We start from the raw sequence: 23,671 nt of genomic DNA on the forward strand, positions 1-23,671 counted from the left end.
GAGCGGCCCGTGCAGCGGTATCGTCCGGTTCTCGACACCCTCGGCGCCGGCCTTGCCGCCGCCGTCGCGTGCCTGGCACTCATCGTGCCCGTCGACACCGGCTGCGCCGCCGACTCCTCGGCGCTGCAAATGACGCTGCTGACCATCACCGTGCCCCGCGCCACCGCGGCGGGCGCGGTCATCGCCGTCCTCGCCGCGGTCTGCGTCCACATGTTCGGCACGCGCGCGGCGTGGGGCACCGCCGCCGTCGCGACGCTGATACTGGCCACCGACCATTTCCTGGTGACCTCGACCTCGACGAGTCTGGCCACCGCCAACTTCGTGGATTCACTCGGAGCCGGTGTGCTGCTGGGCGCGGCCGGTGCCGCGGCACTCGAATACCGGCCGCCCGCACTGGGTTATCTGTTCGGGGCGCTGACCGGCATCCTGGTCGGCGACCACCTCGAGAACGTCACCGGGAACGGGACCAGGTCACTGCTCGAACGCGCCTTCATGGATCTTCCGCCGAGCTGGCTGACCATACCGACACTCATCTTGCTAACTATTTGCTATTGGACCTGCCGTCGCCCCGGGGCCTACCCGACCACCTTGAATCTGCCGTTCGGTCCCGTGCTGGGCGCGGCCGTGGTGATCACCACCGTCACGGTCGTGTCCGAACGGCTGGCACCGTCCACGGCGAGCGTCGCCGCCATCGCCGCCGGGGTGGTCGCCATCGCCGCCGCCACCTTCGTGGGCGCGCTGCTGCTGCCCGGCCGCGACGGCACCCTCACCCTGCTCATGGTGGCACTCGCGGCCAGCGGCAGCTCCATCAGCTATGGCGTGCAACATCATTGGCAGGTCGGGCCGATGCTGCTGGCCATGACGCTCGGACTCGGCGTCGGCATGATCCGCCCGGCCCCGCTCGTGGCCGCCGGCGCGATCCTCGCCCTCGGCCTCTTCGACCTGTTCACCCCGGCCGCCGGGAACGCGGATGCCGGAGTCGTATTCCTCGGCAGCTGCGCCGTGGCCGCCATCGCCGGTTACAGCTTCGGCGCGATCGCGACCCGCAGCGCGCCCGGAACCGTGCTGCCCCTGGGCATTCTGCTGATCCCCTCCGCGGTGCTGACACTGGGGCACCGGGTCTGCGGCACCACTCCCTGGTACCGCGAGCCCGGGTCCGTCACGAGCAATCACTCCGCCTGGTTCGCACTCGCACTCGGAATCTGTGCACTGCTGGGCATTCTCGCCCTCCGCCGTCTGCGCCCCGAGCCCGCCGAATCCTAGGAGATGCGGTAGAGCCAGACTCGCGGATCGGCGGGTTCGCCGGCGGGGGTCCAGCCGTAGGAGTGGCCGATGCCGTCGGCGTGGTACTGATGCAGGTAGGTCCGCAGGTCCGTGCGCTGAGTATTGCCGGAGACGATGCCGCGCAGCACGATCGCGGTGAGGTCGTAGCCCTCGACGGCGAAATTGCCCACGTCCTCGCCGATCGCAGCCTTGTAGTCGGCGAGAAAACGGTTCGTCGCGGGCCCACACGAACAGTCCACGATCGTGCCGGGCCCGGCGGATCCCGCGGCGTTGCGGAAGGCCGGATCGTAGTCGCCATCACCCAGTACGAAAGTGGCGGCAACACCGGCACTTCGGAGCTTCTTCAGCAGATCTGCTGCAGAGGGAGGGTAGCCCGAATAGAACACCGCATCAGGATGTGCCGTCGCGATGGCCTTGACCGCCACACTGCGATCGCCGTCCTTGTCGATGCTGACCTGACATTCCGACAGGGCGGTTGTCCCCAGTCCGTCGATGACAGCCGGGGTCAACGCCGTCTCGTACCCGTCCGTGTTGTCCCTAACCACACAAACCCGAGAATAGGCCGCCGTGGTCGCCAGATAGCGGCCCAATGCCGGACCCTGCACATTATCGTTGGCCACACCCCGGAAGAAGCCCGACCAACCCTGCTGCGTCAGTACCGGATTCGATGCCACCGGGGTCAGAAACGGCAGACCCGCGTCGTCCAGAGTCTTGCCGGCCTTCATCACCTCCGGGGAGAGCGCGGGGCCGATTACCGCCACAATGGATTTGTCCGTGGCGATCTTGCGGGCGATCTGGGCCGCTGTAGTCGGGTCGCCCTCGGTATCGAACTGCTTGATCGTCACCGGGCAGACGCCGCCCCCGCCCTGAACGAATTGGGTGACAGCCAGTTTCACGCCACCCAGGATGCTTGCCCCCAGGGCCGCGTTATCGCCCGTGAGTGGCAGTTCCGCCGCGATCGACACCGGCGAGCAGGGCAGACGACCGTCGTTCGCCGGATCCTCGGCGGAGACCGGGCCGCCACTGTTCCTGCCCTGCATGTCGATCTGGGTGAACGGGCCGAATCCGGTCAGCACCGCGGTCTGCGGGATGTCACCGACGGCCGGGGATGCCGGTTTGGCGGCCGGTGAGCTGGAATCGTGTGCCATCCAGATGATTCCGGCTGCTACGGCCAGCACCACCGCAGTGGTGGCCGCACCGATGGCTGCCCAGCGACCGCGCCGACGACGTACCGACGAATTCACCTGCAATCGCGAGGTATCCGCCTCGGTGAGATCGCCGGGAGCGGGCAGGGTCGCCACCGATGCGGTAACACCGACCGACATGGGCTGCCCGTCTTCGGGCAGGGACAGCAGCCGGGTGGTGTCCGACCGGCCGACGATCGCCCCGGACGACGGCGGCAGCGTGGACTCCGAGACTTCCGAAAGCGCCTGGGCCGCTGCCTCGGCGAAGGCCCGGCACGATTCGAAGCGGGCGTCCGGGCGTTTGGCCAAGCCACGCGCGAGCACCGCGTCCAACGCGGCGGGTAGTTCGGGGCGACGATCGGCCAGCTTCGGCGGCTGCTGCTGCAGATGCCCCGCGATGACGGCGGCGACGGTCTCGGCCTGGAACGGTGTCGAGCCGGTCAGCAGCCGAAACAGGGTGCACGCCAAGGAATACTGATCCGACCGCTGATCCAGCGGCGCGCCCGACAGCTGCTCGGGCGAGGCGTAGGTGATGGTCGCGGCCAGCATTCCGGTCCGGGTGATCTGCGCCGAGTCGTCGCGTAGCCGCCCGATCCCGAAGTCTGTCAACAGGATTCGGCGTTCCTGACCCGCGGGCGGGCGGGTCAGCAGGATATTGGCGGGCTTCACATCGCGATGCACCACACCCATCGAATGCGCGTAGTCCAGGGCTTTCGCCGTTTCGGCGATGATGTGCACGGCCTCCTCGGCGGGCAGTGTGAACGGATCCAGCGCGGAGGCGTCGCCGCCGTCGACGTACTGCATGGCGATCCACAGCCGCCCGCCCTCGACTCCGCGATCGTGCACGGACACGATATTCGGGTGATCGAGCCGCGCGATCAGCTCCGCCTCCCGCTCGAACCGAGCGCGAGTCTCCTTCTCCGAGGCCAACTCCCGAGCCAGCACCTTGACCGCGATCAGCCGCGGCAGCCGCGGATGGCGGCCGAGATAGACCTCCCCCATCCCGCCCCCGCCGAGCCGCCGCTCGATCAGATATCCAGCGAATTCCTCGCCCGCACGCACCATTCGGCCCCTCGCACACAAAAACCCTTCGCACCCTACCGCTTCCGGAGCACATCGCGCTTGCCCCGAGCCGGCGGCCAGGCCGAAGGCCGTGCAGTCCGCAGCGTGCGGTTAGCATTGCGCGTCGGCGATCGGGCCGAGGGGTGGGCGGACGATTCCCACCGGTGTTTCGAGCTTTACGGGGAGGGACGATGCGGACGGCTTACGCCCGCATGGCATTCGTGGTGGGTGCCGTGATTGTGGTGACCGGGTGCGGCACGAAAGATCAGCAGGACACCCCGACCGGGGGCGCGCTGTTCGATCCCTGTACGGACATCAAGGACGACGTGTTCCGCAAGGCCGGATTCGATCCCGCGACGAAAAAGCATCCGGTGGCGGAGTTTCCGGACCGATGCAGTGTGGACGCCACCAGCGGTGGCGGGCTGCTGATGGAACATCAGACCACCTACGGTCTCACCTCGGATTACGACCGTTCCCTGGCGAACGATCGAGCCGGCAAGAACAGCGCGCAGATCCGGATCACCACCATCAACGGCAGGGACGCCTACACCGTGCCCCGGATTGTCACCGTCTTGGACTCGCCCCTCGCACTGGGCTGCGACGCCAACCTGCGGACCAAACTGGGGGTGCTCAACATCAATATCTCCTCGGACGCGGGCACCTGCCCCGCAGTTCTGCGCGCGGCCACCCTGATCGAACCCTCCATCGGCCCCAACCGCTGAAACCGCGTCCCAGGTCAGGGGCGGGGTAGGCCCATGACGCTCGCGGCGGCGGTCTCGATCGCGCTGCGCAACTCCGGCTCCGGGACGTCCTGGAGGCCGGTGGCGAAGCGCAGGAACGGTTCGAAGAGTTGCCAGCCCAGCACCAGGGCCAGGGCGTTGGCGGCGGCGAGGTCGGCGCTGCGCTCATCGGGGTGATGTTTGCGAGCCTGTTCGACGACACGGTCGACGGTCGGAAAGTGTTGCTGCAGTTCGCCGACCGGGTAGCCGTCGAGGATGGCGCGGGCCAGGACGGTCCACTGGCGGCGCATGGTCGGATCACCCGCCGAGACCGGCCCGGCGGCGACCCGCAAGGCGGTCTGATCGGCGAGGTGATTGAGGACCGCGGCGACCAGTTGCTCCTTCGCGCCCAGGTGCCGGAAGACCAGGCCGTGGTTGACGCCCGCCCGTTTGGCGATGTCGCGGATCGAGGTCGCGGCGGGGCCTCGTTCGGCGAACAGATCCGCGGCGTGCTCGAGGACCGCCGCGACGACCGCGTCGCGGCCGATCGGGCCCTCGTCCGGATCCGGCGAAGTATCCGTTGCCGAGTCTGTAGTCACGCGACTACACTAGCGCATCATCGACTGTAGTCAGCTGACTACACCAGTGTTTCGACCTCACGAAGGAGCACGCGAATGACCGTCACCACCACCCCGGAAGCCCCCGCGGCCAACCGCCCGCGGTCGATGCGACTGCCCGGATACACCGTGCGAACCGGACCTTTCACCCACCTCCTCGACGAGCACACCCGGCTGGCCGGACTCACCTGGCAGCACTTCGAGGCCCGGCAGGTCGGCGCGACCCTCGGCGCCGAGATCTCCGGAATCGACCTGACCACCGAACTCCCCGATGCCGCGATCGACGAGATCCGGCGCGCGCTCCACGCCTACAAGGTGCTGTTCTTCCGCGATCAACCACTGACCTCGGCCGCGCACGTCGCCTTCGCCCGGCGCTTCGGCGATCTCGAGGTACACCCGTTCCTGCCGGGCAACACCGAACTGCCGGAACTGGTGCGATTCGAGAAGAGCGCGCAGATCGCGGGCTTCGAGAACTCCTGGCATCACGACGTGACCTGGCGCGAGACGCCGTCGATGGGTGCCATCCTGCACGCCATCGCCGTCCCCGAGATCGGCGGCGACACCCTGTTCTCGGACATGTACGCCGCCTACGACTTCCTCGACGACGAGACCAAGGCGCGGATCGAAACCCTCGACGCCATCCACGATTACACCCGCGCCTTCGGCTTCGCCCTCGGCCCGGAGCAGCAAGCGGAGATGCGCGCGAAATTCCCCTCGGTCCGGCACCCGGTCGTCTGCACCCACCCCGCCACCGGCCGCAAGCACCTCTACGTCAACCGCGTCTTCACCGACCGCATCGAAGGCCTCGCCCCCGAGGAGAGCCGCACACTGATCGACGAATTGTGCCGAGCCGCCGACTCCCCCGAACACCAGGTCCGCCTGCACTGGCAGCCCGACACCATCGCCTTCTGGGACAACGCCGCCGTCCAGCACTACGCCGCCAGCGACTACTGGCCGCAGGTACGAATCATGGAGCGCGCCTCCATCATCGGCCCACGCCCGGCACGCTGAGCACCCCCGCGTCAGCTGACGCCCGGGTGACTGCCCGCGCATATGGGTCGGCCCGGGACATGGTTTCGTGTCCCGGGCCGACTCGTACGCGGGTCGCGCGTTACTTCTTCTTGTCCCGCTTCTCGCGGACGCGCACGTTCACGCGGACCGGGGAACCGTCGAAGTTGAACTCCTCACGCAGCCTGCGCTCGATGAAGCGGCGGTAGCCCGCCTCGAGGAAGCCGGTGGTGAACAGCACGAACGTCGGCGGGCGGGTGGACGCCTGAGTGGCGAACAGGACTCGGGGCAGGCGGCCGCCGCGCATCGGGGGCGGAGTCGCGGCAATCACCTCCTTGAGCCAGTTGTTCAGGCGGCCGGTGGAGATGCGCTTGTCCCAGGAATCCAGGGCGGTTTCCATGGCGGGCACGAGCTTCTGGACCGCACGACCGGTGTGCGCGGAGATGTTGACGCGCTGCGCCCAGCGCACCTGCACCATCTCGCGGTCGATCTCGCGTTCCAGCATCTCGCGGCGGTCCTCGTCGACCAGATCCCACTTGTTGTAGGCGATGACGAGGGCGCGCCCGGCCTCGGAGACCATGGAGATGACGCGGATGTCCTGCTCGGTGAGCGGTTCGGAAGCGTCGATCAGCATGACCGCGACCTCGGCGGCCTCGATGGCCCCCTTGGTGCGCAGCGAGGCGTAGAACTCGTGGCCCGATGCGGTGCTCACCTTGCGGCGCAGGCCCGCGGTGTCCACGAAACGCCAAGGCTTGCCGCCCAGTTCGACCAGCGAGTCGACCGGGTCGACGGTGGTGCCCGCGACATTGTGGACCACCGAACGCTCCTCGCCCGCCAGGCGGTTGAGCAGCGACGACTTGCCGACATTCGGCTTGCCGACCAGCGCCACACGACGCGGGCCGCCGGTGAGACCCGTTCCCTCGCGCGGAGTTTCGGGCATCACCTCCAGAATGCGATCCAAGAGGTCACCGGTGCCACGGCCGTGCGCGGCCGAAACCAGCTGCGGCTCACCCAGACCCATCGACCACAGCTCGGCGGCGTCGGCCTCGAGCTTCTGGTTGTCGACCTTGTTGGCGACCAGGATGACCGGGGTCTTGCTGCGGCGCAGCGTCTTCGCGACCGCCTCGTCCGCGGAAGTCGCACCGACGGTGACGTCGACCACGACCACGACCGCGTCGGCGGTCTGCATGGCGATCTCGGCCTGCCGGGCCACCGACTGCTGCAGGCCCTTGGCGTCGGGTTCCCAGCCGCCGGTGTCCTGCACCAGGAATCGGCGACCGGCCCAGGTGGCCTCGTACGAGATGCGGTCACGGGTGACGCCGGGGATGTCCTCGACGACGGCCTCGCGGCGCCCCAGAATGCGGTTCACCAGCGTGGATTTGCCGACATTCGGGCGGCCCACGATGGCGACGGTGGGCAGCGGAATGTGTTCCGCGTCCTGCTCGCCCTCGAATTCGGCGATGTCCCAATCGGATTCGTCCGACCAGATGCCGTCACCGGCGAAGGTGTCCTGGGTCACTGCGCGCCTCCAGCCGAAATTCGTTCGGCCACCACGCGGTACAGCTCGTCGATGACCTCGTCCTTGTTCAGATCACTGGTGTCGACCAGCACGGCGTCCGTGGCCGGACGCAGCGGCGACACCTTGCGCGTCGAATCGAGGGTGTCGCGACGCTGCACATCGGCCAGCACGGCCTCGAAGTCGTCACCGCGACCCTCGGAAATATTCTGGGCATTGCGACGGAACGCGCGCGCCTCCGCCGATGCCGTGAGGTAGATCTTCACGTCCGCCTCGGGCAGCACCACGGTGCCGATATCGCGGCCCTCCACCACGATTCGACCGGCCGCACCGGTGATATCGCGCTGCAGGGCGACGAGCTGCTCGCGCACCTCGCCGACGGCCGACACCGCCGACACCGCCTTGGTCACCGCATTGCCGCGGATCTCGCTCGACACGTCCTCACCGTCGAGCAGGATCACCTCGCGGCTCGGATCGGTGCCGATGGTCAACGGCAGTTCCTTGACCGCCACCACGATCGCCTCGGCGTCGTCCAGGTCGACGCCGCTGCGCAGCACGCGCAGCGTCGCCACCCGGTACATGGCGCCGGTGTCGAGGTAGCTGGCCTCGAGGCGAGTCGCGAGCTGACGCGACACGCTCGACTTGCCGGTGCCCGACGGGCCGTCCATGGCGACGACCAGTTGCGCGGAACCGGTCAGTGCGCCGGTCTCGATCAGACTTCCCACACCGTTCACAACGACACCGCCTCGTAGAGCTTCCCGATTTCGTCCCGGCCCAGCACACGCAGCGTGCCCGGCCGCTGATCGCCCAGGGCGACAGGTCCGATATGAGTGCGCACCAGCGCGATCACCGGGTGGCCGACCGCGTCGAGCAGGCGGCGCACGATGTGCTTGCGACCCTCGTGCAGCACCACCTTCACCAGCGACTTGCCCTGACCGACCTCGAGCACCTGGAACTTGTCCACTGTGGCGGGTCCGTCCTCGAGCTCGATGCCGTTCTTGAGCAGCTTGCCGACATCGCGGTTGTTGACCTCACCGTTGACCGTGGCCAGGTAGGTCTTGGACACCTCGAACGACGGGTGCATGAGCCGGTGTGCGAGATCGCCGTCATTGGTGAGCAGCAGCAGGCCCTCGGTGTCGGCGTCCAGACGGCCGACGTGGAACAGGCGCTGCCCGGCCGCGATTCGCTCGGCGACGATATCGCCGACGCAGGGCCGGTCCATCTCGTCGGACATGGTCGACTGCCAGCCCTTCGGCTTGTTCAGCGCCAGGTACACCTGCTCGTCGCGGATCACCACGCGCACGCCGTCGACCCGCACGACCGCGGTCTCCGGGTCGATGCGCAGGCCCTGCTCCTTCACGATCTTGCCGTCGACCTCGATACGGCCGGCCTCGATCATCTCCTCGGCCGCGCGGCGCGAGGCCACACCGGCCTTGGCGAGCACCTTCTGCAGCCGCTCACCCTCGCCCCACGGCAGCTTCTTCGGGCCCTGAGCGGCGTCGCCGTCCAGCTCCACGTGCTGACGACGAGCGGGCTTGGCATTGCTGATCAGCACCGGCTGCACGGCCTGCTTGACCGGCTTCACGGTCTTCTTCTTGGCCGGAGTATTGGGCGAAGTGTGCGGGGCCAGCGGGCTACCGCCACCGATCCGGCCGCGCGCCACATTGCGGTCCTGCCCGAAACCGGCCCGGTCCGAACCGAATCCGGTCCGCCCCTGACCGCCACGGCTGTCCCCACGCGCAGAGTTGCCGTAGGAAGAGCCGCCACGCGAAGGCGCTCCGCCACGCGAACCGCCTCCGCCCCACTGGCTTTCGCCCCGCGCACCGGAACCTTCACCGCGCGAGCCGGAACCGCCACGCGCGCCATAACCTTCGCCACGCGGCGCGTAAGAGCCGGAGCCACCACGAGATTCGCCGTACGACCCACCGCGCGAACCGCCGGAGCGCGAGTCGTACGACCCGCTGCCACCACGGCCACCACCGAACGAGCCGCTACCGCCACGCGAGTCACCACGGGAATTGCCGCCCCACGACGAACCGCCACGGGAATCATTGCCACCACGGCCGCCACCGAAGGAGCCACTGCCACCACGGGAGTCACCGCGAGAATTGCCGCCCCAGGAGGACGAACCGCCGCGATTCGCGGAACCGCCACGAGAATCGCCGCCACCGCGGGAGTCACCGTAGGAGCCGCCACGCGAACCGCCGCGTGAGTCAGAAGACCCGCTGCCGCCACGGCCACCGAACGAACCGCTACCGCCGCGCGAGTCACCGCGAGAATTGCCGCCCCACGACGAACCGCCACGGGAATCACTGCCACCACGGCTGCCGCCGTACGAGCCGCTACCACCACGCGAGTCACCGCGGGAATTGCCGCTGCCACGGGAATCGCCGTACGAGCCGCCACGCGAACCGCCGCGCGAGTCCGAGGACCCGCTGCCGCCACGGCCGCCGTAGGAGCCGGACCCGCCGCGCGAGTCGTATGAGTTGCCGCCGCGCGAGTCGCCGCGGGATCCGGCGGAGCCTCCGCCGTAAGAGCTGCCGCCCCGGGCGGACCGGTCGTCTCCGGTCTTGCCTCGTGCGGCCCGGGAGCCGCCACTGGGCGGCTCGCTGCCACGTTTCCTACGTTCCGGTGTGCCATCTCGGCGAGCGGGTGTATTCACGTTGTCCTATTTCAGTCATCGGTGCCGAGGTCGATATCCGCCACGGCTGGTTTCTTCAGCCTGGTGTACCGGGGGTCGGTGTCCAGGCTCTCGTTGATCTCGTCGATCAGATCGACGCCCGGGAGCAGGGGGGCCAACGGCGGCAGATCCGCCAGTGACGCAAGCCCGATCCGTTCCAGGAACAGTTCGGTGGTGATGTACAGAGTGCCGTTGGTCTCCGGGTCCGCTCCGGCCTCCGCGATCAGGCCCCGCGCCAGCAGGGTCCGGATCACGCCATCCACGTTCACGCCGCGCACCGCACTCACGCGTGCTCGGGTAACCGGTTGACGGTACGCGATCACCGCCATGGTTTCCAAAGCGGCGCGTGTGAGCTTCGATCGTGCGCCGTCCAACAGCATACGTTCCACATAGGGCGCGAATTCCTGCCGCGTGTAATAACGCCACCCGTCGCCCACGAACCTGAGATCCATGCCACTGCGCCGCGCGGTCAACTCCCCCGACATCTCCCGCAACGCCGTCTCCACCCGAATCGGATGCGCGCGCATCGCCGACGCCAGCAACTCCACCGGCGCAGGCGCATCCACCACCAACAGCATCGCCTCGAGCGCCGCCCGAAACTCCTCCTCGGTCAGCTCCTCGTCATCCTCATAGAGCTCGGCGTCACCCCCACCCCGCGCGGAGACATCCGCCACATCCACGCGAGCGACGGCTGGTGTCCCAGCGTCAACGGGTGCCTCAGCATCCGCGGGCACGTCCGCGACCACGACCTCCTGTGCGTCCGCGGGCACCTCCAAGTCGACAGAGGTCTCCGCGTCCACATGGACCTCTGCGTCCTTGGCCGCGACGGACTCCGCAGATGCCATGACCACAGGTGTCACACCCGAGGGCGTCGCCAACGTGGGCGTCGCGGGCGCGGAAAAAAGCGTCACTTCATCGGATTCGGGCTGCGCCGAGTCGGATTCGGGCTGCACGGAGCCCGACTCGACGGCGACCGAGGTCGCTTCCTCGGGCGCATCGGCGTCCGGTTCGGCCGAGGTGGGCCGGCCTGAATCCTGTGCCACGACATCGAGGTGCCCCGTCGGCTCGCTCGTGCGCATGAGCACGGCGGGCACGGGTTGGGCCTTCGCTGCCGCGGCCGCATCGGCGATGATCTGCTGGGCCGGGGTGAGCGCGGCTGGGCCGGCGGCGGGCGGGGTCCGCGCGTCGTCTCCCGGGTTCTGCACCTCGGTCACCCGTAGTCCTCCTCGATCAGCACCGGTTGTGGGGGTAGGTTTTCCAGCTCGCCGAGCCAGCTGACGGACAGCGGACCCAGCGGGTCGGGCTGTTCGAACTCGATGGTCTTGCCGCGGTAGAGCTCGAGCAGCGCCAGGAAGCGGGCCACGATCTGGATCGGGTGCTCGCAGTCGACGCAGATTTCGTGGAAGGTCGTCCACCCGCCCGCTCCACGGCTTTTCAGCAGCTCCAGGACGAGCGCGGCTTGCTCGGCGATCGAAATCGAGTGGGCGTGGATGTGATCCAGCCCCACCCGGGGTGTCGGACGCGGCCGGAACACCGTGGCGGCGACCTCCGCGAAACCCGCGGCGTCCACCCCCAGCGTAACCTCGGGCAACAGCGCCAGATACCGCTCTTCCAGCGAGACCGCACGCGGATACCGTTGCAGCGCGGCCGCCTCCAGCTCGCCGAGCAGCTCGGCCACCTGTTTGAACGCCCGGTACTGCAACAGTCGCGCGAACAGCAGGTCGCGGGCTTCCAGGAGTTCCAGGTCCTCCTCGTCGGAGACTTCGCCCGACGGCAGCAACCGGGCCGCCTTCAGATCGAGCAGTGTCGCGGCGATGAGCAGGAATTCGGTGGTCTGGTCGAGGATCTTGTCGGCGCGCAGGCCTTGTTCGCCGGACAGGCTCGCGGTGAGAGCCTTGGTGTAGGCGATGAACTCGTCGGTCACCTTGTGCAGCGCGATCTCGGTGACGTCCAGGCGGCGCGAGCTGATCAGCTGCAGCAGCAGGTCGAACGGGCCCTGAAAGTTGGCCAGGTTCAGGTGAAATTTGCCCTTTGAGTCCGAATTGTCCGATGTAGCGGTCGGGTTCGGAGCCGGGGCGGCATTCGGGACCGGGACATCGACCGGGGCCGCGGCGTCCGCCGCCTCGACCGCGCCGGAATCGGCGATATCCCCGAGCACGCCACCGTCCCCGGGCAGCGCCGTATCCGCGTCCGCCGGGTCGTGCGCGGACGCCGAGTCGAAAGAATCGCTCAACGGCCCGACCGCTGGATGACTTCCCGCGCCATCGCCCGATAAGCCTCCGCGCCACCGGATTTCGGAGCCCAGGTGGTGATCGGCTCACCCGCGACACTGGCGTCCGGGAAGCGGACGGTGCGCGAGATGACCGTGTCGTACACGAGGTCGCCGAACACCTCGACCACGCGCGTCATGACCTGACGCGAATGCAATAGGCGGGCATCGAACATGGTGACAACGATGCCGTACAGCACCAGCTCGGGATTCAGCCGGTCCCGCACCTTCTCCACGGTGTCGTTGAGCAGGGCGAGGCCACGCAGCGAAAAGTATTCGCACTCCATGGGAATGACGACGCCGTCGGCGCAGGCCAGGGCGTTGATGGTGAGCAGACCCAGCGACGGCTGGCAGTCGATGAGGATGTAGTCGTAGCGATTGCGCAGCGGCGCGAGCGCCCGGCCCAGCGTGTGCTCGCGGCCCACCTCGTTGACGAGCTGGATCTCGGCCGCGGACAGATCGATATTGGAAGGCAGCAGATCCATGCCGTCGACCTTGGTGCTCATCAGCACATCGTCGACATTCACCTTGCCCGGCCCGACCAGCATGTTGTGCACGGTGACATCCAGATCATGGTGCGCCACACCGAGACCCGCCGACAGCGCGCCCTGCGGATCCAGGTCCACCAGCAGCACTTTGCGCCCGTACTCCGCCAGCGCCGCACCGAGATTGATGGTCGAGGTGGTCTTGCCGACGCCGCCCTTCTGATTGCACATGGCGACGATCAGCGCCGGCGCGGTGTGATCGGGCTCCGGCGGCTCCGGAATCTCCCGCAACGGGCGACCCGTGGGACCGACCTGCTTGCTGTCGTGCACCACATCGGGTGCCTCCCACAGCGTTTGCGCGGCGGTTTCGATCCGCTGGCCCGCACCACCGGTAGTCGTCACGTCCGCTGCTCCTTCGACGTTCCTGCCCTTAACCCCCGCCCACCACCTGCCGTGGACGACGCGCCCGGCCGCGTGTGCGAACCGGTCCATCTAGACGCTACCGCCTGTTCGCGCCGGACCAACGCTCGGACACGCACTGTAAACCTGCACTTCAGGGCTGGTAAGGGTGTCCTAGCTCAGCCGCCTGACCAGGCCCGAACACTCTCGCGTTGTGGGACAGCAGATTACGGGCTCCCAAGCATGTTCCCAGCAGATCAGACCATTTACCCCCAATTCCGTCCCAATCACGCCGAATCCACAGCCACCAACCTCCGTTAGACTCCGCCCGTTCAAGACGGAGATTCTCGGGGGGCGTGGTGTCCAAAGGTGTTCGAATCGTCGGGTCGATACTCTGCGGGCTCATCGGAGTAGGGCTGATCGTGGGCGGGGGACTCGGCTTGCGCCACAGCAGTCCGATGTACGCCGCCGGCTACCAGATCGAATCGCAAGCAAACGACGCGGGCTTCTCCACGTACAGCCCCGTGAGCATCGTTGTGCTCGTTGGGTCGACGAACGGCACGCTCGAACCCACGGCAATAGCCCACATCGCCTTGAACATCCGTGGGATGAAGAACGTCAGGTCCGTCACAACGTCAGGGGACATCGCACAACTCATGAACAAGGACAAGACTGCAGCCTTGGTCATGGTGCAACCGAAGGACGATGATCGGGACACAGTCGTCGATGAGGTGAACCATATGTCAGCGCCGGTCGGAACGACTGTCCGCGTCCTCGGTCCTACCGATCCGCCGTCCTGGCGCGAACCCGCTTCCTGGGCAGCCTCGGGTATCGGCGCATTGCTCGTATTCGCTTCCGGAGCAATGGCCTTCGCCGGCTCCCGGAGCATCACCGCCGCAACCGGCACCCCGATTCCCGGATACCCCGCGCCGGGAACCTACCCGGCGATCGGACAGTTTCCGCAGCCGCAGGCACCGCTGCACTCGCAACCCGTCTTCCAGTCGCAGCCGTTACCGTCGACACAGCAATTCCAGCCGCAGGCGTATCACTCAACTCCGCCGACCCAGCTCTCCGCACACGACGCACCGATCGACCCGACCAGGTGAGCACCGGTCACGAAACCAAGACCCTGCCAGGTGAATCGCTATCCCGCCACCGCATACGCACCCCGCAGGAGAAGAAGGCGTTGTCGTATGCGAAGGATCGGCGGAATGACTACGGCGAGAACGACAAGAGTTCGCGGAAGAACATTCCGCGCACCAAGCGGATATTGAATCGCAGCGACCGGCATCGGGATCGGGGGCAGCTGGCGGCGGCGACCGGGCGAGTGGACCCGACAGCCGCCGAATATGCCGAAACCGCGCTGCTGGGACAGCATTCGAAGTGGGATACCGCCCGATGGCGCAAGCGTCCGGATGTCCCGCTGGGTGTGATTGTGCGGCGGACGCTGCAGCGACGGGCACCGCGCCCGCGGTGACGGCCCGCTCACCTCGACCTCAGTACTGCGCGACGAGCGCGAAGAGTGCGGGGTTGGCGGTGGCGAAGGTTGGGGCGGCGGTGAGGCGTTGCTGGAAGCGGGGGTCATTGGTGGCGGCGATCCACGCTTCAGGCGTGTCCCACTGGGCGATGTTGACCAGTGGGAAGTGGGTGGTGGGGTCGAGGGCTCGGTGGAGGCGGTTGGCTCGGAAGCCGGGGGCGGTACTCATGTGCTGGGCACGGTCGCGCCAGTTCGGGAGGAAGTCGTCGATTCGGTCGGCGGGGATTTCGAAGGCGTTGACGAAGGTGATACCCGGGCCTTCACCCGAATTGCCTGTCGTGGAGTGGAATTCGGCTGCCACCCCGTATCGGCCACTGCGCACCTCGGCATTGCCGGGTGCGACGACCTCCGATGCGGTGAGACCGTGATCGGCAAGGGCCTTGTCGTGGGCTTCGAGACTGTCCCAGTGTGCGACGGCGACGAGGCCGAGTCGGGACTCCGGCGACAATCGGCGATGTAGACGGGCGTCCCGGAATCCGGGGGCGGTGTGAATGAGCGCGACGCGCTGTTGCCAGTCCGCGATGGACTCGTCGATGCGGTTCTCGGGTAGTTCGAGCGCGTCGATCAGGGTGATTCCGGTGTCGGTCATCTCCTCATCGTGAAACCTCAACCATGCTGTAGGTCAACCCTTTATGAGACGACGACCGGCCTGTCGGTTACTTCTGCGAGGCGTGTCGTTGGATGAGTTGGTAGGTGCGTTCGGGATCCTCGAGTTGCGGGTAGTGGCCGAGGCCGGGGAGGCGGGTCAGTTCGACTTCCGGGCGCAGCTTCTGGACCGCTTGCAGGACGGATTCGGTGCAGATGGGGTCCAGTTCGGCCCAGCCCAGCTCCAGTCGGCCCGGCCAGGAGCGTAAGGCGTTGTGCCAGCGCAGGGAGGTGGGCGGGGTGACGCGTTCGTGGTTGTAGTAGATCAGCTTGTCGAGCATGCGGTGACCGTCGTTGTGCCGCAACAGCGCCCACTGGTCGGCCGCTTCCTCGGCGGTCAGCGGGTGAGCCTTGGAGAAGATGCCGCCGAACGAACGACGGAAGGACATCTCGCTGACCAACCGGGCGAACACCGGACCGACGCGGCTGAGCAGCAGCTTCTGCCCGACGAGCAGACTGGCCTGCTCGCGGACCAGGCTGGCGTTGAACAGCAGCGCGGATTTCAGTGTGAACGAGAGGGTTCCGTCGAGGTCACGGGCGAGTAGTTCGGTCGCGACCGAGCTGCCCATATCGTGCGACACCATGACGACCGGCTCGTCCCCGAACCGTCGCGCCACCGCCTCCACGATATCGGCCTGAATCCGCAAGGAGTACAGCTCATCTCGCGGCTTGTCCGACAGCCCGAAGCCGAGAAAGTCGAAGGTGAGCAGCCGATGTCCCTCGATCCGCTCGAATGCTGCACGCCAGTCGTAGGAGCTCGACGGATACCCGTGCAGCAACAGCACCGGTGGCAATTCGGGATCGCCGTCGCGCTCGCGCACGAAGATCCGATGGCCACCAACGTCTTCGACCGTGCCCGCTCGCTGCCAGTCCGCGACTCGCGAAGTCAGCGCCGCCATGTTTCCTCCCGGAGGTCGTGTACGAAACCACGCTAAACAATTTGCACCACCGATGCAACTATCTCCGACACGCCCTCCCCGACCGGGATGGCGGCAGCGCGGCTACCCTCGCGAACATAATGCGCTGATGGAGGCGATCGCGGCATGGTGCGGATTCATCGGCGCGTGGGTGCTGGTGGCCGGACCCATGTATCAGGGCGCAGTCGAACTGGGCGAGCTCGGCCGAGGCACAGCGCAAATCCGAACCCAAATGAACACCATCCCGCACCCCCGCGTCTCCCCGTGGTGGTGGCTACTCCCTCCCGTCGCCTACGTACTGACCCGACGCAGCGAAAGCGCCTGGCAGCAGCGAGTACTGGAGTCACTCACACCCCAGCAACGCACCGAGTTCGTCACCTACTCCAACAAGGCCGCCGGCTGGTTCGTCGTAGGCGGCGGCGCCGCCCTGATCGGCGTCAAGGAGGCAGTCGAACTCGCCGAGATCCTGGAGTGGCCAACTCCCGTCGCCTTCATCCTGATCCTGGCGGCGGCCGCCATCGCCCTGGTGTTCACGGTGCGCCGCATGCAACTGACCGACCGCGTCCTGCATATCGACGGCCCGGCCACCTAGCCGATTGCCTTACCGGGCACGGGGATGCGCGGTCGCCCATACTTCGTGCAGTGTTCCTACGGTCACGAGCGTGTAGATCTGCGTCGTGGTGACCGAGGCGTGGCCGAGCAGCTCCTGCACGACCCGCACATCCGCGCCGCCGTCGAGGAGATGGGTCGCGAAGGAGTGGCGGAGCGTGTGTGGTGAGACCTGTGCGGCGATACCGGCTCGCTCCGCTGCGGATTGCAGGACCTGCCAGGCGGTTTGCCGCGATAGCCGGCCACCGCGATGGTTCAGGAACAGGGCGCTGTTGCCGCGGCCGAGCGTCGCCAGTGCCGGGCGGCCGCGCACCAGGTATGCGTCGACCGCGGCCAGCGCGGGCCTGCCGATCGGCACCATGCGCTGCTTGCCGCCCTTGCCGCGCAGTACCACCGCCCGCTCCGCGGTATCGATATCGTCCACGTCCAGGCCGATGATCTCCGAGATGCGGGCCCCGGTGGAATACAGCAGTTCGAGCAGCGCGCGATCTCGCAAACCGCGTGGCCCCTCGGCGATATCGCCGCCCGCGGCCTCGAGTAGTCGCGAAACCTGGTCGTAGGGCAGCGCTTTGGGTAGTCGCCGCGCGGGAGTGGGCGGTTTCACCGGATGCGCCACATCGGCGTCGGTGATCCCCTCCGCCGTCGCGAACCGGTGCAGTCCGCGCACCGCGATGAGGGCCCGCGAGGCGGAGGAGGCCGCCAGCGCCGGATGTTCGGTGTCCCCCGACCGCAATGCGATCATGTATTCCGCGATATCCGACTCGGCCACGCGCGCAAGCGTTTCCACCCCGCGCTCCACCAGAAAGTGCTGGTAGCGGCCGAGATCGCGGCGGTAGGCGCTGAGCGTATTGCGCGCGGCACCGCGCTCGACCGCCATATGGTCGAGGTACGCGTCGATCTGCCGCTTCAGCACGGGTCACATCATTGCAGCCACCACCGACGAACTCGCCCAGCCGAAGCACGCAAATCGAACAAGTATCCCAATCGGGATCTATTGCGACGCGGAGTTCTCCCGCGCCTTGCGCTCCAGGAAGGCGGTCGGCAAACCCGGCCACGGAGCATCCGCCGGACGCAAGGCCGCACCGCTGGCCCGGGCCGTCATCAGCGCGGTCACCCCGGCAACCGCTGTGGCATTGGTGATTTCACCGGCGAGCGCGGCCCGCACCGCCTCGGCGAGCGGCACCCGCAGAATCTGCAGGTCCGCCTCCTCCAATTCCGGTTCGGGCCGGTCGGTTTCGTACAACCCGGTCGCCAGATACACCCGCAACGCCTCATCGGTGAACCCCGGCGACAACGCCACATCCACCAGCACCGACCACTCGCGCGCCGCCAGCCCCGTCTCCTCGGCCAACTCCCGCTTGGCCGCTTCAAGCGGATCCTCCCCCAGCTTGTCGAGCAACCCCGCCGGCAACTCCAGCAACCGGCCCCCGATCGGATGCCGATACTGATTGATCAACACCAGATTCTCGTCCTCATCCAGCGCCGCGACCGCCACCGCCGCATGATGCTCAACCACCTCCCGCTCGGCAGTCCGCCCACCCGGCATCACCACCTGATCCAACCGCAACGCCAGAATCGCCCCCGAATACACCGTGCGACTGGACAGAACATCGAACTCGTGCGCGCCGGGCACCGAACCAGAAGACGTCATCCGCAAACCCTAGCGCGCCCCACCATCTACCCGGTGCACGCCGCCGACCGGCTCACCAATGCACCGATCCCGACATAACTCCCACACGAACGCGCGCAACGAAACGCCCCGCGCGGCACCGAAGCCCACCCGGCCCCCTGATCCGATCGGCATCCGCGCCATCGGCACCACAGTCGGGGCTTGCCCGGCCCCGCGCAGAAATAGCTACCGTCCTGGCATCCGGCCCACAGCAGTCCCTCCGGCGCTAACCCACTCACTGCCACCGTCGGATCACCACGTGGCACATGGGCAAATCCGGCGGACCACCTCCGAGGTGTGTCATTCAGGCGTTGTGGCCCGAGGCGGTGCGCTGCCACCCACGAGGTGGCGTGAACGCGATCCGCCCGCGCACTGCTGTGTGCGCGGGCGGATCGGGTTATGGCAGGTGGTGAGTTACTTCGAGACCTTTTCCGCCTCGGCCGGAGCCTCGTTGGGGATCTCGACCGGGAGGCGTTCGGCGGCCTTGTAATCCAGCGCCGCCGAGATCAGTGCCGCGAAGAGCGGGTGCGGACGGGTGGGGCGGGACTTGAGTTCCGGGTGGGCCTGGGTGGCCACCAGGAACGGGTGCTGCGAAGCGGGGTACTCGACGAATTCGACCAGGTGGCCGTTCGGGGAGACGCCGCTGAACTTCAGGCCGCTCTTGGCGATCTTGTCGCGGTAGGTGTTGTTGACCTCGTAGCGATGACGGTGCCGCTCGGAGACCTCGGTCTCGCCGTAGGCGGCGGCCACCAGGGAATCCTTCTGCAGCACAGCGGGGTACGCGCCCAGGCGCATGGTGCCGCCGAGATCGGCTTCACCGGCGACGATCTGCTCCTGGTCGGCCATCGTGGAGATGACCGGGTACTTGGTGTCGGGCTCGAATTCCGCCGAGTTGGCGTCCTTCAGGCCCACCGAGCGCGCCGCCTCGATGACCACGCACTGCAGTCCCAGGCACAGGCCCAGCAGCGGAATCTTGTGCTCGCGGGCGTAGCGGATCGCGCCCACCTTGCCCTCGATGCCGCGAATGCCGAAGCCGCCGGGGATCAGGATCGCGTCGACGTCGGACAGGTGCGAACGCGCGCCCGCCTCGGTCTCGCACTCGTCGGACTGCACCCAGCGGATGTTCACCTTGGCCTTGGAGGCGAAGCCGCCCGCCCGCAGCGCCTCGGTGACCGACAGGTAGGCGTCCGGCAGGTCCACGTACTTGCCGACCAGCGCGACGGTGACCTCTTCGCGCGGGTTGTGCACGCGATCCAGCAGATCGCCCCACACCGTCCAGTCCACGTCCCGGAAGGGCAGACCGAGGCGGCGAACGACGTACGCGTCCAAGCCCTCCCGGTGCAGCACCTTCGGAATGTCGTAGATCGACGGCGCGTCCGGCGTCGAGATGCAGGCGTCCACATCCACGTCGCACATCAGCGCGATCTTGTTCTTGAGCGGCTGCGGCACGTCCCGATCGCAGCGCAGGATCAAAGCATCCGGCTGGATACCGATATTGCGCAGCGCCGCCACCGAGTGCTGGGTCGGCTTGGTCTTGAGCTCGCCCGAGGGACCCAGGTAGGGCACCAGCGTGACGTGCAGGAAGAAGCAGTTGTCGCGGCCCACCTCGTGGCGAATCTGCCGCGCCGCCTCCAGGAACGGCTGCGACTCGATATCGCCGACGGTGCCACCGATTTCGGTGATCACCACATCCGGGGCCTGTCCGTGCAGGTCGGGACCTGCCATGGCCTGGATGCGGCTCTTGATCTCATCGGTGATGTGCGGGATCACCTGCACCGTGTCACCGAGGTACTCGCCGCGACGTTCCTTGGCGATCACCTTCGAGTACACCTGGCCGGTGGTCACATTGGCGTCCGCGGATAGATCGCGGTCCAGAAAACGTTCGTAGTGGCCGACATCGAGATCCGTCTCAGCGCCGTCCTCGGTCACGAAAACCTCTCCGTGCTGGAAAGGATTCATGGTGCCCGGATCGACGTTCAGGTACGGATCCAATTTCTGCATCGTGACGCGCAAACCGCGCGACGTAAGTAGTTGACCGAGGCTGGAGGCGGTCAAACCCTTACCGAGTGAAGAGGCGACACCGCCGCTGACGAAGATGTGTTTCGTGGCCTGGCGCGCCGGAATCCGTGAATTACCCACGGGACTTCACGGTAACACGGATCGGTGGAGCCGATCGAATGCCACGCACATCGGTTGCCCGCGATTGGCTCGCCTCGGAGTGTCGATTGCCCCGATTCTGCGTGTCGCGGGCGAACTTTCCCGTGTGGGCCGGGGCTTTCACTCAGCGCGGCAGGGCCGCGAGTGTGAGCGAGGTCGCCTTCGCGCCGGTGCCGTACCGGCCGGTGCCGCCGTTCAACTGCTCGGTGAGCCCGAGCACCGTGGTGATCCGGCCGATCTCGCGATCCACATTGTCGACGGTGGTGACCGTGGCCAGCCCGCCCTCGGATCGCGCCACCGCGATCGCCCCCGGTCCTTCGGCCGCGCCGTAGCGACCCGCCAGCACCACCCCGGCGCTGTGCGAGCGCAACCCGCCGGCGAAGCGGGCGATGATGGTGCCGCGATTGTTCTCGTCCGCGCGCGCCCCGTCCCCGGTGACCACCACGGCCAGCTGTGCGGGCGCCACGTCACCGAAGGTCAGGAAGCCGCCGCCGCGCAGCGTTTCCAGGGCCAGGCCGCGTTCCTGCGCGGTCCCGCGCGACTGCCCGCTGACGGGATCGGCGAGCAACACCTGACCGAGCAGGTCCCCGGCGAGGCTGCCCTGATCGACGGCGTCGATCTTCAGCTGTGCGCCCGCGGGCACCACGTTCACCAGCGCCGTGCGCAGGCGGTCGCCCTCGGAGGAGTCGGTGAAGGCGCCGGTGAGCCCGACCCGGCCGGTGACGGTGGCCCCGGCGGTGGTGAGCGCGGCGGTGACCGCGTCGGCGTCGCCACTGTCCGCGTCGGGGGTGGTGAACAGCAGTACCGACCGGTTGGCCAGACTGCCCGCCAGCAGCTTCCCGGCCGCACCCGCCAGGAACGCGTCGGAGGCCTTCACCTGTTCGCTCAACCGTGCGTTCTCGGCGCGCAGATCGTTGGCCTGCTGCCGGTCACCTGCTCCAGGGAACAATCCGTTGCCCTGGGTGCGGGTGCCCAGCACCACCCCGACCGCCAGGGCCAGGAATACCGCGGCGATCGAAATCGCATGGTGGCGAAAGGAAATCATGAGTCCTCTACTTTTGCCGGTCCAATAGCCCCGATACCCAATGCGATCCGCGATGCCAGAAGTCGGTGGCCCAGGTCAGCGCCTCACCGCCCATGTGGGTGGCCAGCACCGCCACGACCAGGGCGACCAATGCGGCCAACACCACCAGCGCGACCGCCCACCCGGAGCCCCGGTGACGGTACAGCGCCGCAACGGCTTTCGCATCCATCAGCTTGGTGCCCATTTTGAGGCGTGTCAGGAAGGTTGCCGGATTCGAATCGCGGCGACCACGGTCGAAGAAGTCGTCGAGGGAGGCCGCCGCGCCGACGGTGACGATGAGCGACGCGCCGTGGTGATCGGCCAGCAGCAGCGCCAGATCCGCGGGTGCGCCCGAGGACGGGAAGGTGGTCGCGCCGATGCCCAGATCCTGGATCCGCTCCAAACCCTTGGCGTGCCCGTCGGTATCGGCGGGCAGGATCACCTCCGCGCCGGATTTGAGCGTGGTGGCGGTGATCTCCTCCGGATCGCCGACGATCAGGTCGGGCCGGTATCCGTTGCGGGTCAAGGTATCCGCGCCGCGGCCGACACCGATCAGGATGGGCGCGTACTCCTTGATGAACGGCTTGATCCGCTTGAGGTCCTCGATGTGGTCCGGACCGTCGGCGACCACCACGACATGCCGCTTCTTCATGTCGATTTCGACATCCGGCACCCCGATTCCATCGATGAGCAGCGAGGATTCGGTGCGAATGAATTCGATGGTGTTGCCGGAGAACGCTTCCAGGTGATCGGCCAGCCCGTTGCGGGCCTCGATCATGCGTTCGGCGATGGCGGCCTCGGTGAGCTCGATGCCCTCGACGAGCGCCTCGGGTTCCTTCTTCGACAGCTTGTCGGCGTAGACCACGCCGTCCTCGACGCGGACCCGGATGCCGTCCTTGATCTTCTTGAAGACGTCCGAGCTGAGCGCGTCCATCAGCTGAATCCCATTGGCCACCAGCACTTCCGGGCCGAGGTTGGGGTATCTGCCGGAGATCGAGGGCGAGGCGTTGATGACCACCGCCACCTGGGCCTCGACGAGCCGGTCGGCGGTGAGCCGATCCAGGTCCATCTCGTCCAGGACGACCACGTCCCCGGGCCCCACTCGCTGCAACAACCGCCTGGTGTTCCGGTCCACCCGGGCCATGCCGGTCAGACCAGGCAGCGTTTCGGTTGTGCGCGAAAGCAGGGCCAGCATCTTCATAACGATCGATGATTACCGTAAAGTCTCAACCTATGGTGGAGGCGCGCCGGTCAGCATGGCGATCCGTCACAGTGATGCCATCGGCCCGAACGGAATGTCCCATTCGCGCCTATCTTCTTACCAGCCGGTAAGGATATGCTCCCGTCATGGCCAGTACCACCGTCGACACCGTCCTCCCCGCCCCGCGTGAGACCGTCTACAAGCTCTTCACCGAGCGAGACAGCATCAATCCCTATGTGCCCATCAAGGTCTCGCTCAAGAAGCCGGGTATCGGCGCGCCCAACGGCGTCGGCGCCCAGTACCACCTCGGCATCGGCGGCATCGGCCCCACCGAGGAGACCACCGAGCTGGTCCCCAACGAGCGCATGGTCTACCGCGTCATCGCCGGCGCCCCCGTCAAGCGCCACGTCGGCACCGTCAGCTTCTCCGACGCCCCCGGCGGCACACGCGTCGTCTACACCATGGAATCCGAGCCGAGCCTCCCCATTCCGGACGCCGTCCTCGAGCCCGGCCTGCGCGCCCTCACCAACCAGCTGATCGGTGCCGTCCGCAAGGCCCTGAAGTAGCCGAACCGCAGTCCCTGGGCCGCCGCAGACCCCTCGATCGCAGCGCGGCAGCCCGAAACCGGCCGGACCCCTTTGGGGCCCGGC

At 67.4% G+C, this 23,671-nt stretch carries 22 protein-coding genes; 7 read left to right on the forward strand and 15 right to left on the reverse strand.

The window, feature by feature from the left end; translation table 11 throughout:
• Positions 1 to 9 precede the first annotated feature (9 nt).
• Positions 10 to 1,263, forward strand: coding sequence for a hypothetical protein (locus tag ACFXHA_RS35060; protein ID WP_379363864.1), 1,254 nt, complete (start codon positions 10 to 12; stop codon positions 1,261 to 1,263).
• Here ACFXHA_RS35060 and ACFXHA_RS35065 read toward each other — a convergent pair.
• On the reverse strand, positions 1,260 to 3,533 hold the full coding sequence (locus tag ACFXHA_RS35065) for a bifunctional serine/threonine-protein kinase/ABC transporter substrate-binding protein (RefSeq protein WP_379363866.1): 2,274 nt from the start codon (positions 3,531 to 3,533) through the stop codon (positions 1,260 to 1,262). The genes ACFXHA_RS35060 and ACFXHA_RS35065 overlap by 4 nt on opposite strands.
• A gap of 188 nt (positions 3,534 to 3,721) precedes the next feature.
• Here ACFXHA_RS35065 and ACFXHA_RS35070 point away from each other — a divergent pair, with 188 nt between their 5' ends.
• Positions 3,722 to 4,252, forward strand: a complete 531-nt coding sequence (locus tag ACFXHA_RS35070) for a hypothetical protein (protein WP_379363868.1) — start codon at positions 3,722 to 3,724, stop codon at positions 4,250 to 4,252.
• 14 nt (positions 4,253 to 4,266) lie between these two features.
• Here the strand turns inward: ACFXHA_RS35070 and ACFXHA_RS35075 are convergent, their stop codons facing one another.
• Entirely contained in the window at positions 4,267 to 4,848 is a 582-nt protein-coding gene (locus ACFXHA_RS35075; RefSeq protein ID WP_379363870.1) for a TetR/AcrR family transcriptional regulator, read from the reverse strand.
• A 75-nt stretch (positions 4,849 to 4,923) separates the two neighbouring features.
• Here ACFXHA_RS35075 and ACFXHA_RS35080 point away from each other — a divergent pair, with 75 nt between their 5' ends.
• Positions 4,924 to 5,877: a TauD/TfdA dioxygenase family protein gene (locus tag ACFXHA_RS35080; protein WP_379363872.1), complete on the forward strand. Its 954-nt coding sequence runs from the start codon at positions 4,924 to 4,926 to the stop codon at positions 5,875 to 5,877.
• Positions 5,878 to 5,977: 100 nt separating this feature from the next.
• On the opposite strand, the gene der is transcribed toward ACFXHA_RS35080, so the two are convergent.
• The 6 genes from der to ACFXHA_RS35110 all read right to left on the reverse strand — a co-directional run bounded on the left by der (position 5,978) and on the right by ACFXHA_RS35110 (position 13,196).
• Positions 5,978 to 7,393: a ribosome biogenesis GTPase Der gene (gene der / locus ACFXHA_RS35085; RefSeq protein ID WP_379363874.1), complete on the reverse strand. Its 1,416-nt coding sequence runs from the start codon at positions 7,391 to 7,393 to the stop codon at positions 5,978 to 5,980.
• Positions 7,390 to 8,058 carry a (d)CMP kinase gene (cmk, locus tag ACFXHA_RS35090; RefSeq protein ID WP_379363929.1) on the reverse strand — a complete coding sequence of 223 codons (669 nt, stop codon included), beginning with the start codon at positions 8,056 to 8,058 and terminating at the stop codon, positions 7,390 to 7,392. The genes der and cmk overlap by 4 nt, the downstream gene beginning before the upstream one ends.
• 62 nt (positions 8,059 to 8,120) lie before the next feature.
• The gene (locus tag ACFXHA_RS35095; protein ID WP_379363876.1) at positions 8,121 to 9,053 is read right to left on the reverse strand and encodes a pseudouridine synthase; all 933 of its coding nucleotides are present in this window, start codon (positions 9,051 to 9,053) and stop codon (positions 8,121 to 8,123) included.
• Between the two features lie 1,010 nt (positions 9,054 to 10,063).
• The gene (gene scpB, locus ACFXHA_RS35100) at positions 10,064 to 10,915 is read right to left on the reverse strand and encodes an SMC-Scp complex subunit ScpB (protein ID WP_379363931.1); all 852 of its coding nucleotides are present in this window, start codon (positions 10,913 to 10,915) and stop codon (positions 10,064 to 10,066) included.
• Between the two features lie 365 nt (positions 10,916 to 11,280).
• Positions 11,281 to 12,216 carry a segregation and condensation protein A gene (locus tag ACFXHA_RS35105; RefSeq protein WP_379363933.1) on the reverse strand — a complete coding sequence of 312 codons (936 nt, stop codon included), beginning with the start codon at positions 12,214 to 12,216 and terminating at the stop codon, positions 11,281 to 11,283.
• Between the two features lie 83 nt (positions 12,217 to 12,299).
• On the reverse strand, positions 12,300 to 13,196 hold the full coding sequence (locus ACFXHA_RS35110; RefSeq protein ID WP_379363935.1) for a ParA family protein: 897 nt from the start codon (positions 13,194 to 13,196) through the stop codon (positions 12,300 to 12,302).
• Positions 13,197 to 13,681: 485 nt separating this feature from the next.
• Between ACFXHA_RS35110 and ACFXHA_RS35115 the strand changes: the two genes are divergently transcribed.
• Together ACFXHA_RS35115 and ACFXHA_RS35120 are read left to right on the forward strand one after the other, a co-directional pair.
• Positions 13,682 to 14,329, forward strand: a complete 648-nt coding sequence (locus tag ACFXHA_RS35115; protein ID WP_379363878.1) for a hypothetical protein — start codon at positions 13,682 to 13,684, stop codon at positions 14,327 to 14,329.
• Positions 14,326 to 14,700 (forward strand): hypothetical protein, encoded by a 375-nt coding sequence (locus tag ACFXHA_RS35120; RefSeq protein WP_379363880.1) that lies wholly within the window; start codon positions 14,326 to 14,328, stop codon positions 14,698 to 14,700. The genes ACFXHA_RS35115 and ACFXHA_RS35120 overlap by 4 nt, the downstream gene beginning before the upstream one ends.
• 19 nt (positions 14,701 to 14,719) lie before the next feature.
• On the opposite strand, the gene ACFXHA_RS35125 is transcribed toward ACFXHA_RS35120, so the two are convergent.
• Together ACFXHA_RS35125 and ACFXHA_RS35130 are read right to left on the reverse strand one after the other, a co-directional pair.
• The gene (locus ACFXHA_RS35125) at positions 14,720 to 15,349 is read right to left on the reverse strand and encodes an antibiotic biosynthesis monooxygenase family protein (RefSeq protein ID WP_379363882.1); all 630 of its coding nucleotides are present in this window, start codon (positions 15,347 to 15,349) and stop codon (positions 14,720 to 14,722) included.
• A gap of 67 nt (positions 15,350 to 15,416) precedes the next feature.
• The gene (locus ACFXHA_RS35130) at positions 15,417 to 16,304 is read right to left on the reverse strand and encodes an alpha/beta fold hydrolase (protein WP_379363884.1); all 888 of its coding nucleotides are present in this window, start codon (positions 16,302 to 16,304) and stop codon (positions 15,417 to 15,419) included.
• A 127-nt stretch (positions 16,305 to 16,431) separates the two neighbouring features.
• On the opposite strand from ACFXHA_RS35130, the gene ACFXHA_RS35135 reads away from it, so the two are divergent.
• Complete coding sequence (locus ACFXHA_RS35135; protein ID WP_379363886.1) at positions 16,432 to 16,914, forward strand: hypothetical protein; 483 nt, start codon at positions 16,432 to 16,434, stop codon at positions 16,912 to 16,914.
• A 9-nt stretch (positions 16,915 to 16,923) separates the two neighbouring features.
• Here ACFXHA_RS35135 and xerD read toward each other — a convergent pair whose 3' ends face one another.
• The 5 genes from xerD to steA all read right to left on the reverse strand — a co-directional run bounded on the left by xerD (position 16,924) and on the right by steA (position 23,021).
• Complete coding sequence (gene xerD / locus ACFXHA_RS35140; protein WP_379363887.1) at positions 16,924 to 17,844, reverse strand: site-specific tyrosine recombinase XerD; 921 nt, start codon at positions 17,842 to 17,844, stop codon at positions 16,924 to 16,926.
• 78 nt (positions 17,845 to 17,922) lie between these two features.
• Complete coding sequence (locus tag ACFXHA_RS35145) at positions 17,923 to 18,582, reverse strand: NUDIX domain-containing protein (RefSeq protein WP_379363889.1); 660 nt, start codon at positions 18,580 to 18,582, stop codon at positions 17,923 to 17,925.
• 432 nt (positions 18,583 to 19,014) lie between these two features.
• Entirely contained in the window at positions 19,015 to 20,739 is a 1,725-nt protein-coding gene (locus tag ACFXHA_RS35150; protein WP_379363891.1) for a CTP synthase, read from the reverse strand.
• A 142-nt stretch (positions 20,740 to 20,881) separates the two neighbouring features.
• Positions 20,882 to 21,802 (reverse strand): copper transporter, encoded by a 921-nt coding sequence (locus ACFXHA_RS35155; RefSeq protein WP_379363893.1) that lies wholly within the window; start codon positions 21,800 to 21,802, stop codon positions 20,882 to 20,884.
• A 7-nt stretch (positions 21,803 to 21,809) separates the two neighbouring features.
• Positions 21,810 to 23,021, reverse strand: a complete 1,212-nt coding sequence (gene steA / locus ACFXHA_RS35160) for a putative cytokinetic ring protein SteA (RefSeq protein WP_379363895.1) — start codon at positions 23,019 to 23,021, stop codon at positions 21,810 to 21,812.
• 146 nt (positions 23,022 to 23,167) lie between these two features.
• On the opposite strand from steA, the gene ACFXHA_RS35165 reads away from it, so the two are divergent.
• Complete coding sequence (locus ACFXHA_RS35165) at positions 23,168 to 23,587, forward strand: SRPBCC family protein (protein WP_379363897.1); 420 nt, start codon at positions 23,168 to 23,170, stop codon at positions 23,585 to 23,587.
• Positions 23,588 to 23,671: the final 84 nt, after the last annotated feature.

It is taken from the genome of Nocardia sp. NPDC059240, from assembly GCF_042753865.1.
GTDB lineage: Bacteria > Actinomycetota > Actinomycetes > Mycobacteriales > Mycobacteriaceae > Nocardia.

What these genes read in the sequence shown, in the direction of transcription:
- ACFXHA_RS35130 (WP_379363884.1), bottom strand. Translation starts at nt 16,304, where the DNA reads ATGGCGGCGCTGACTTCGCGAGTCGCGGACTGGCAGCGAGCGGGCACG.
- ACFXHA_RS35165 (WP_379363897.1), top strand. Translation starts at nt 23,168, where the DNA reads ATGGCCAGTACCACCGTCGACACCGTCCTCCCCGCCCCGCGTGAGACC.
- steA (WP_379363895.1), bottom strand. Translation starts at nt 23,021, where the DNA reads ATGAAGATGCTGGCCCTGCTTTCGCGCACAACCGAAACGCTGCCTGGT.
- ACFXHA_RS35155 (WP_379363893.1), bottom strand. Translation starts at nt 21,802, where the DNA reads ATGATTTCCTTTCGCCACCATGCGATTTCGATCGCCGCGGTATTCCTG.
- ACFXHA_RS35125 (WP_379363882.1), bottom strand. Translation starts at nt 15,349, where the DNA reads ATGACCGACACCGGAATCACCCTGATCGACGCGCTCGAACTACCCGAG.
- ACFXHA_RS35135 (WP_379363886.1), top strand. Translation starts at nt 16,432, where the DNA reads ATGGAGGCGATCGCGGCATGGTGCGGATTCATCGGCGCGTGGGTGCTG.
- ACFXHA_RS35145 (WP_379363889.1), bottom strand. Translation starts at nt 18,582, where the DNA reads ATGACGTCTTCTGGTTCGGTGCCCGGCGCGCACGAGTTCGATGTTCTG.
- ACFXHA_RS35080 (WP_379363872.1), top strand. Translation starts at nt 4,924, where the DNA reads ATGACCGTCACCACCACCCCGGAAGCCCCCGCGGCCAACCGCCCGCGG.
- ACFXHA_RS35065 (WP_379363866.1), bottom strand. Translation starts at nt 3,533, where the DNA reads ATGGTGCGTGCGGGCGAGGAATTCGCTGGATATCTGATCGAGCGGCGG.
- ACFXHA_RS35115 (WP_379363878.1), top strand. Translation starts at nt 13,682, where the DNA reads ATGTACGCCGCCGGCTACCAGATCGAATCGCAAGCAAACGACGCGGGC.
- ACFXHA_RS35070 (WP_379363868.1), top strand. Translation starts at nt 3,722, where the DNA reads ATGCGGACGGCTTACGCCCGCATGGCATTCGTGGTGGGTGCCGTGATT.
- cmk (WP_379363929.1), bottom strand. Translation starts at nt 8,058, where the DNA reads ATGGACGGCCCGTCGGGCACCGGCAAGTCGAGCGTGTCGCGTCAGCTC.
- scpB (WP_379363931.1), bottom strand. Translation starts at nt 10,915, where the DNA reads ATGGCATCTGCGGAGTCCGTCGCGGCCAAGGACGCAGAGGTCCATGTG.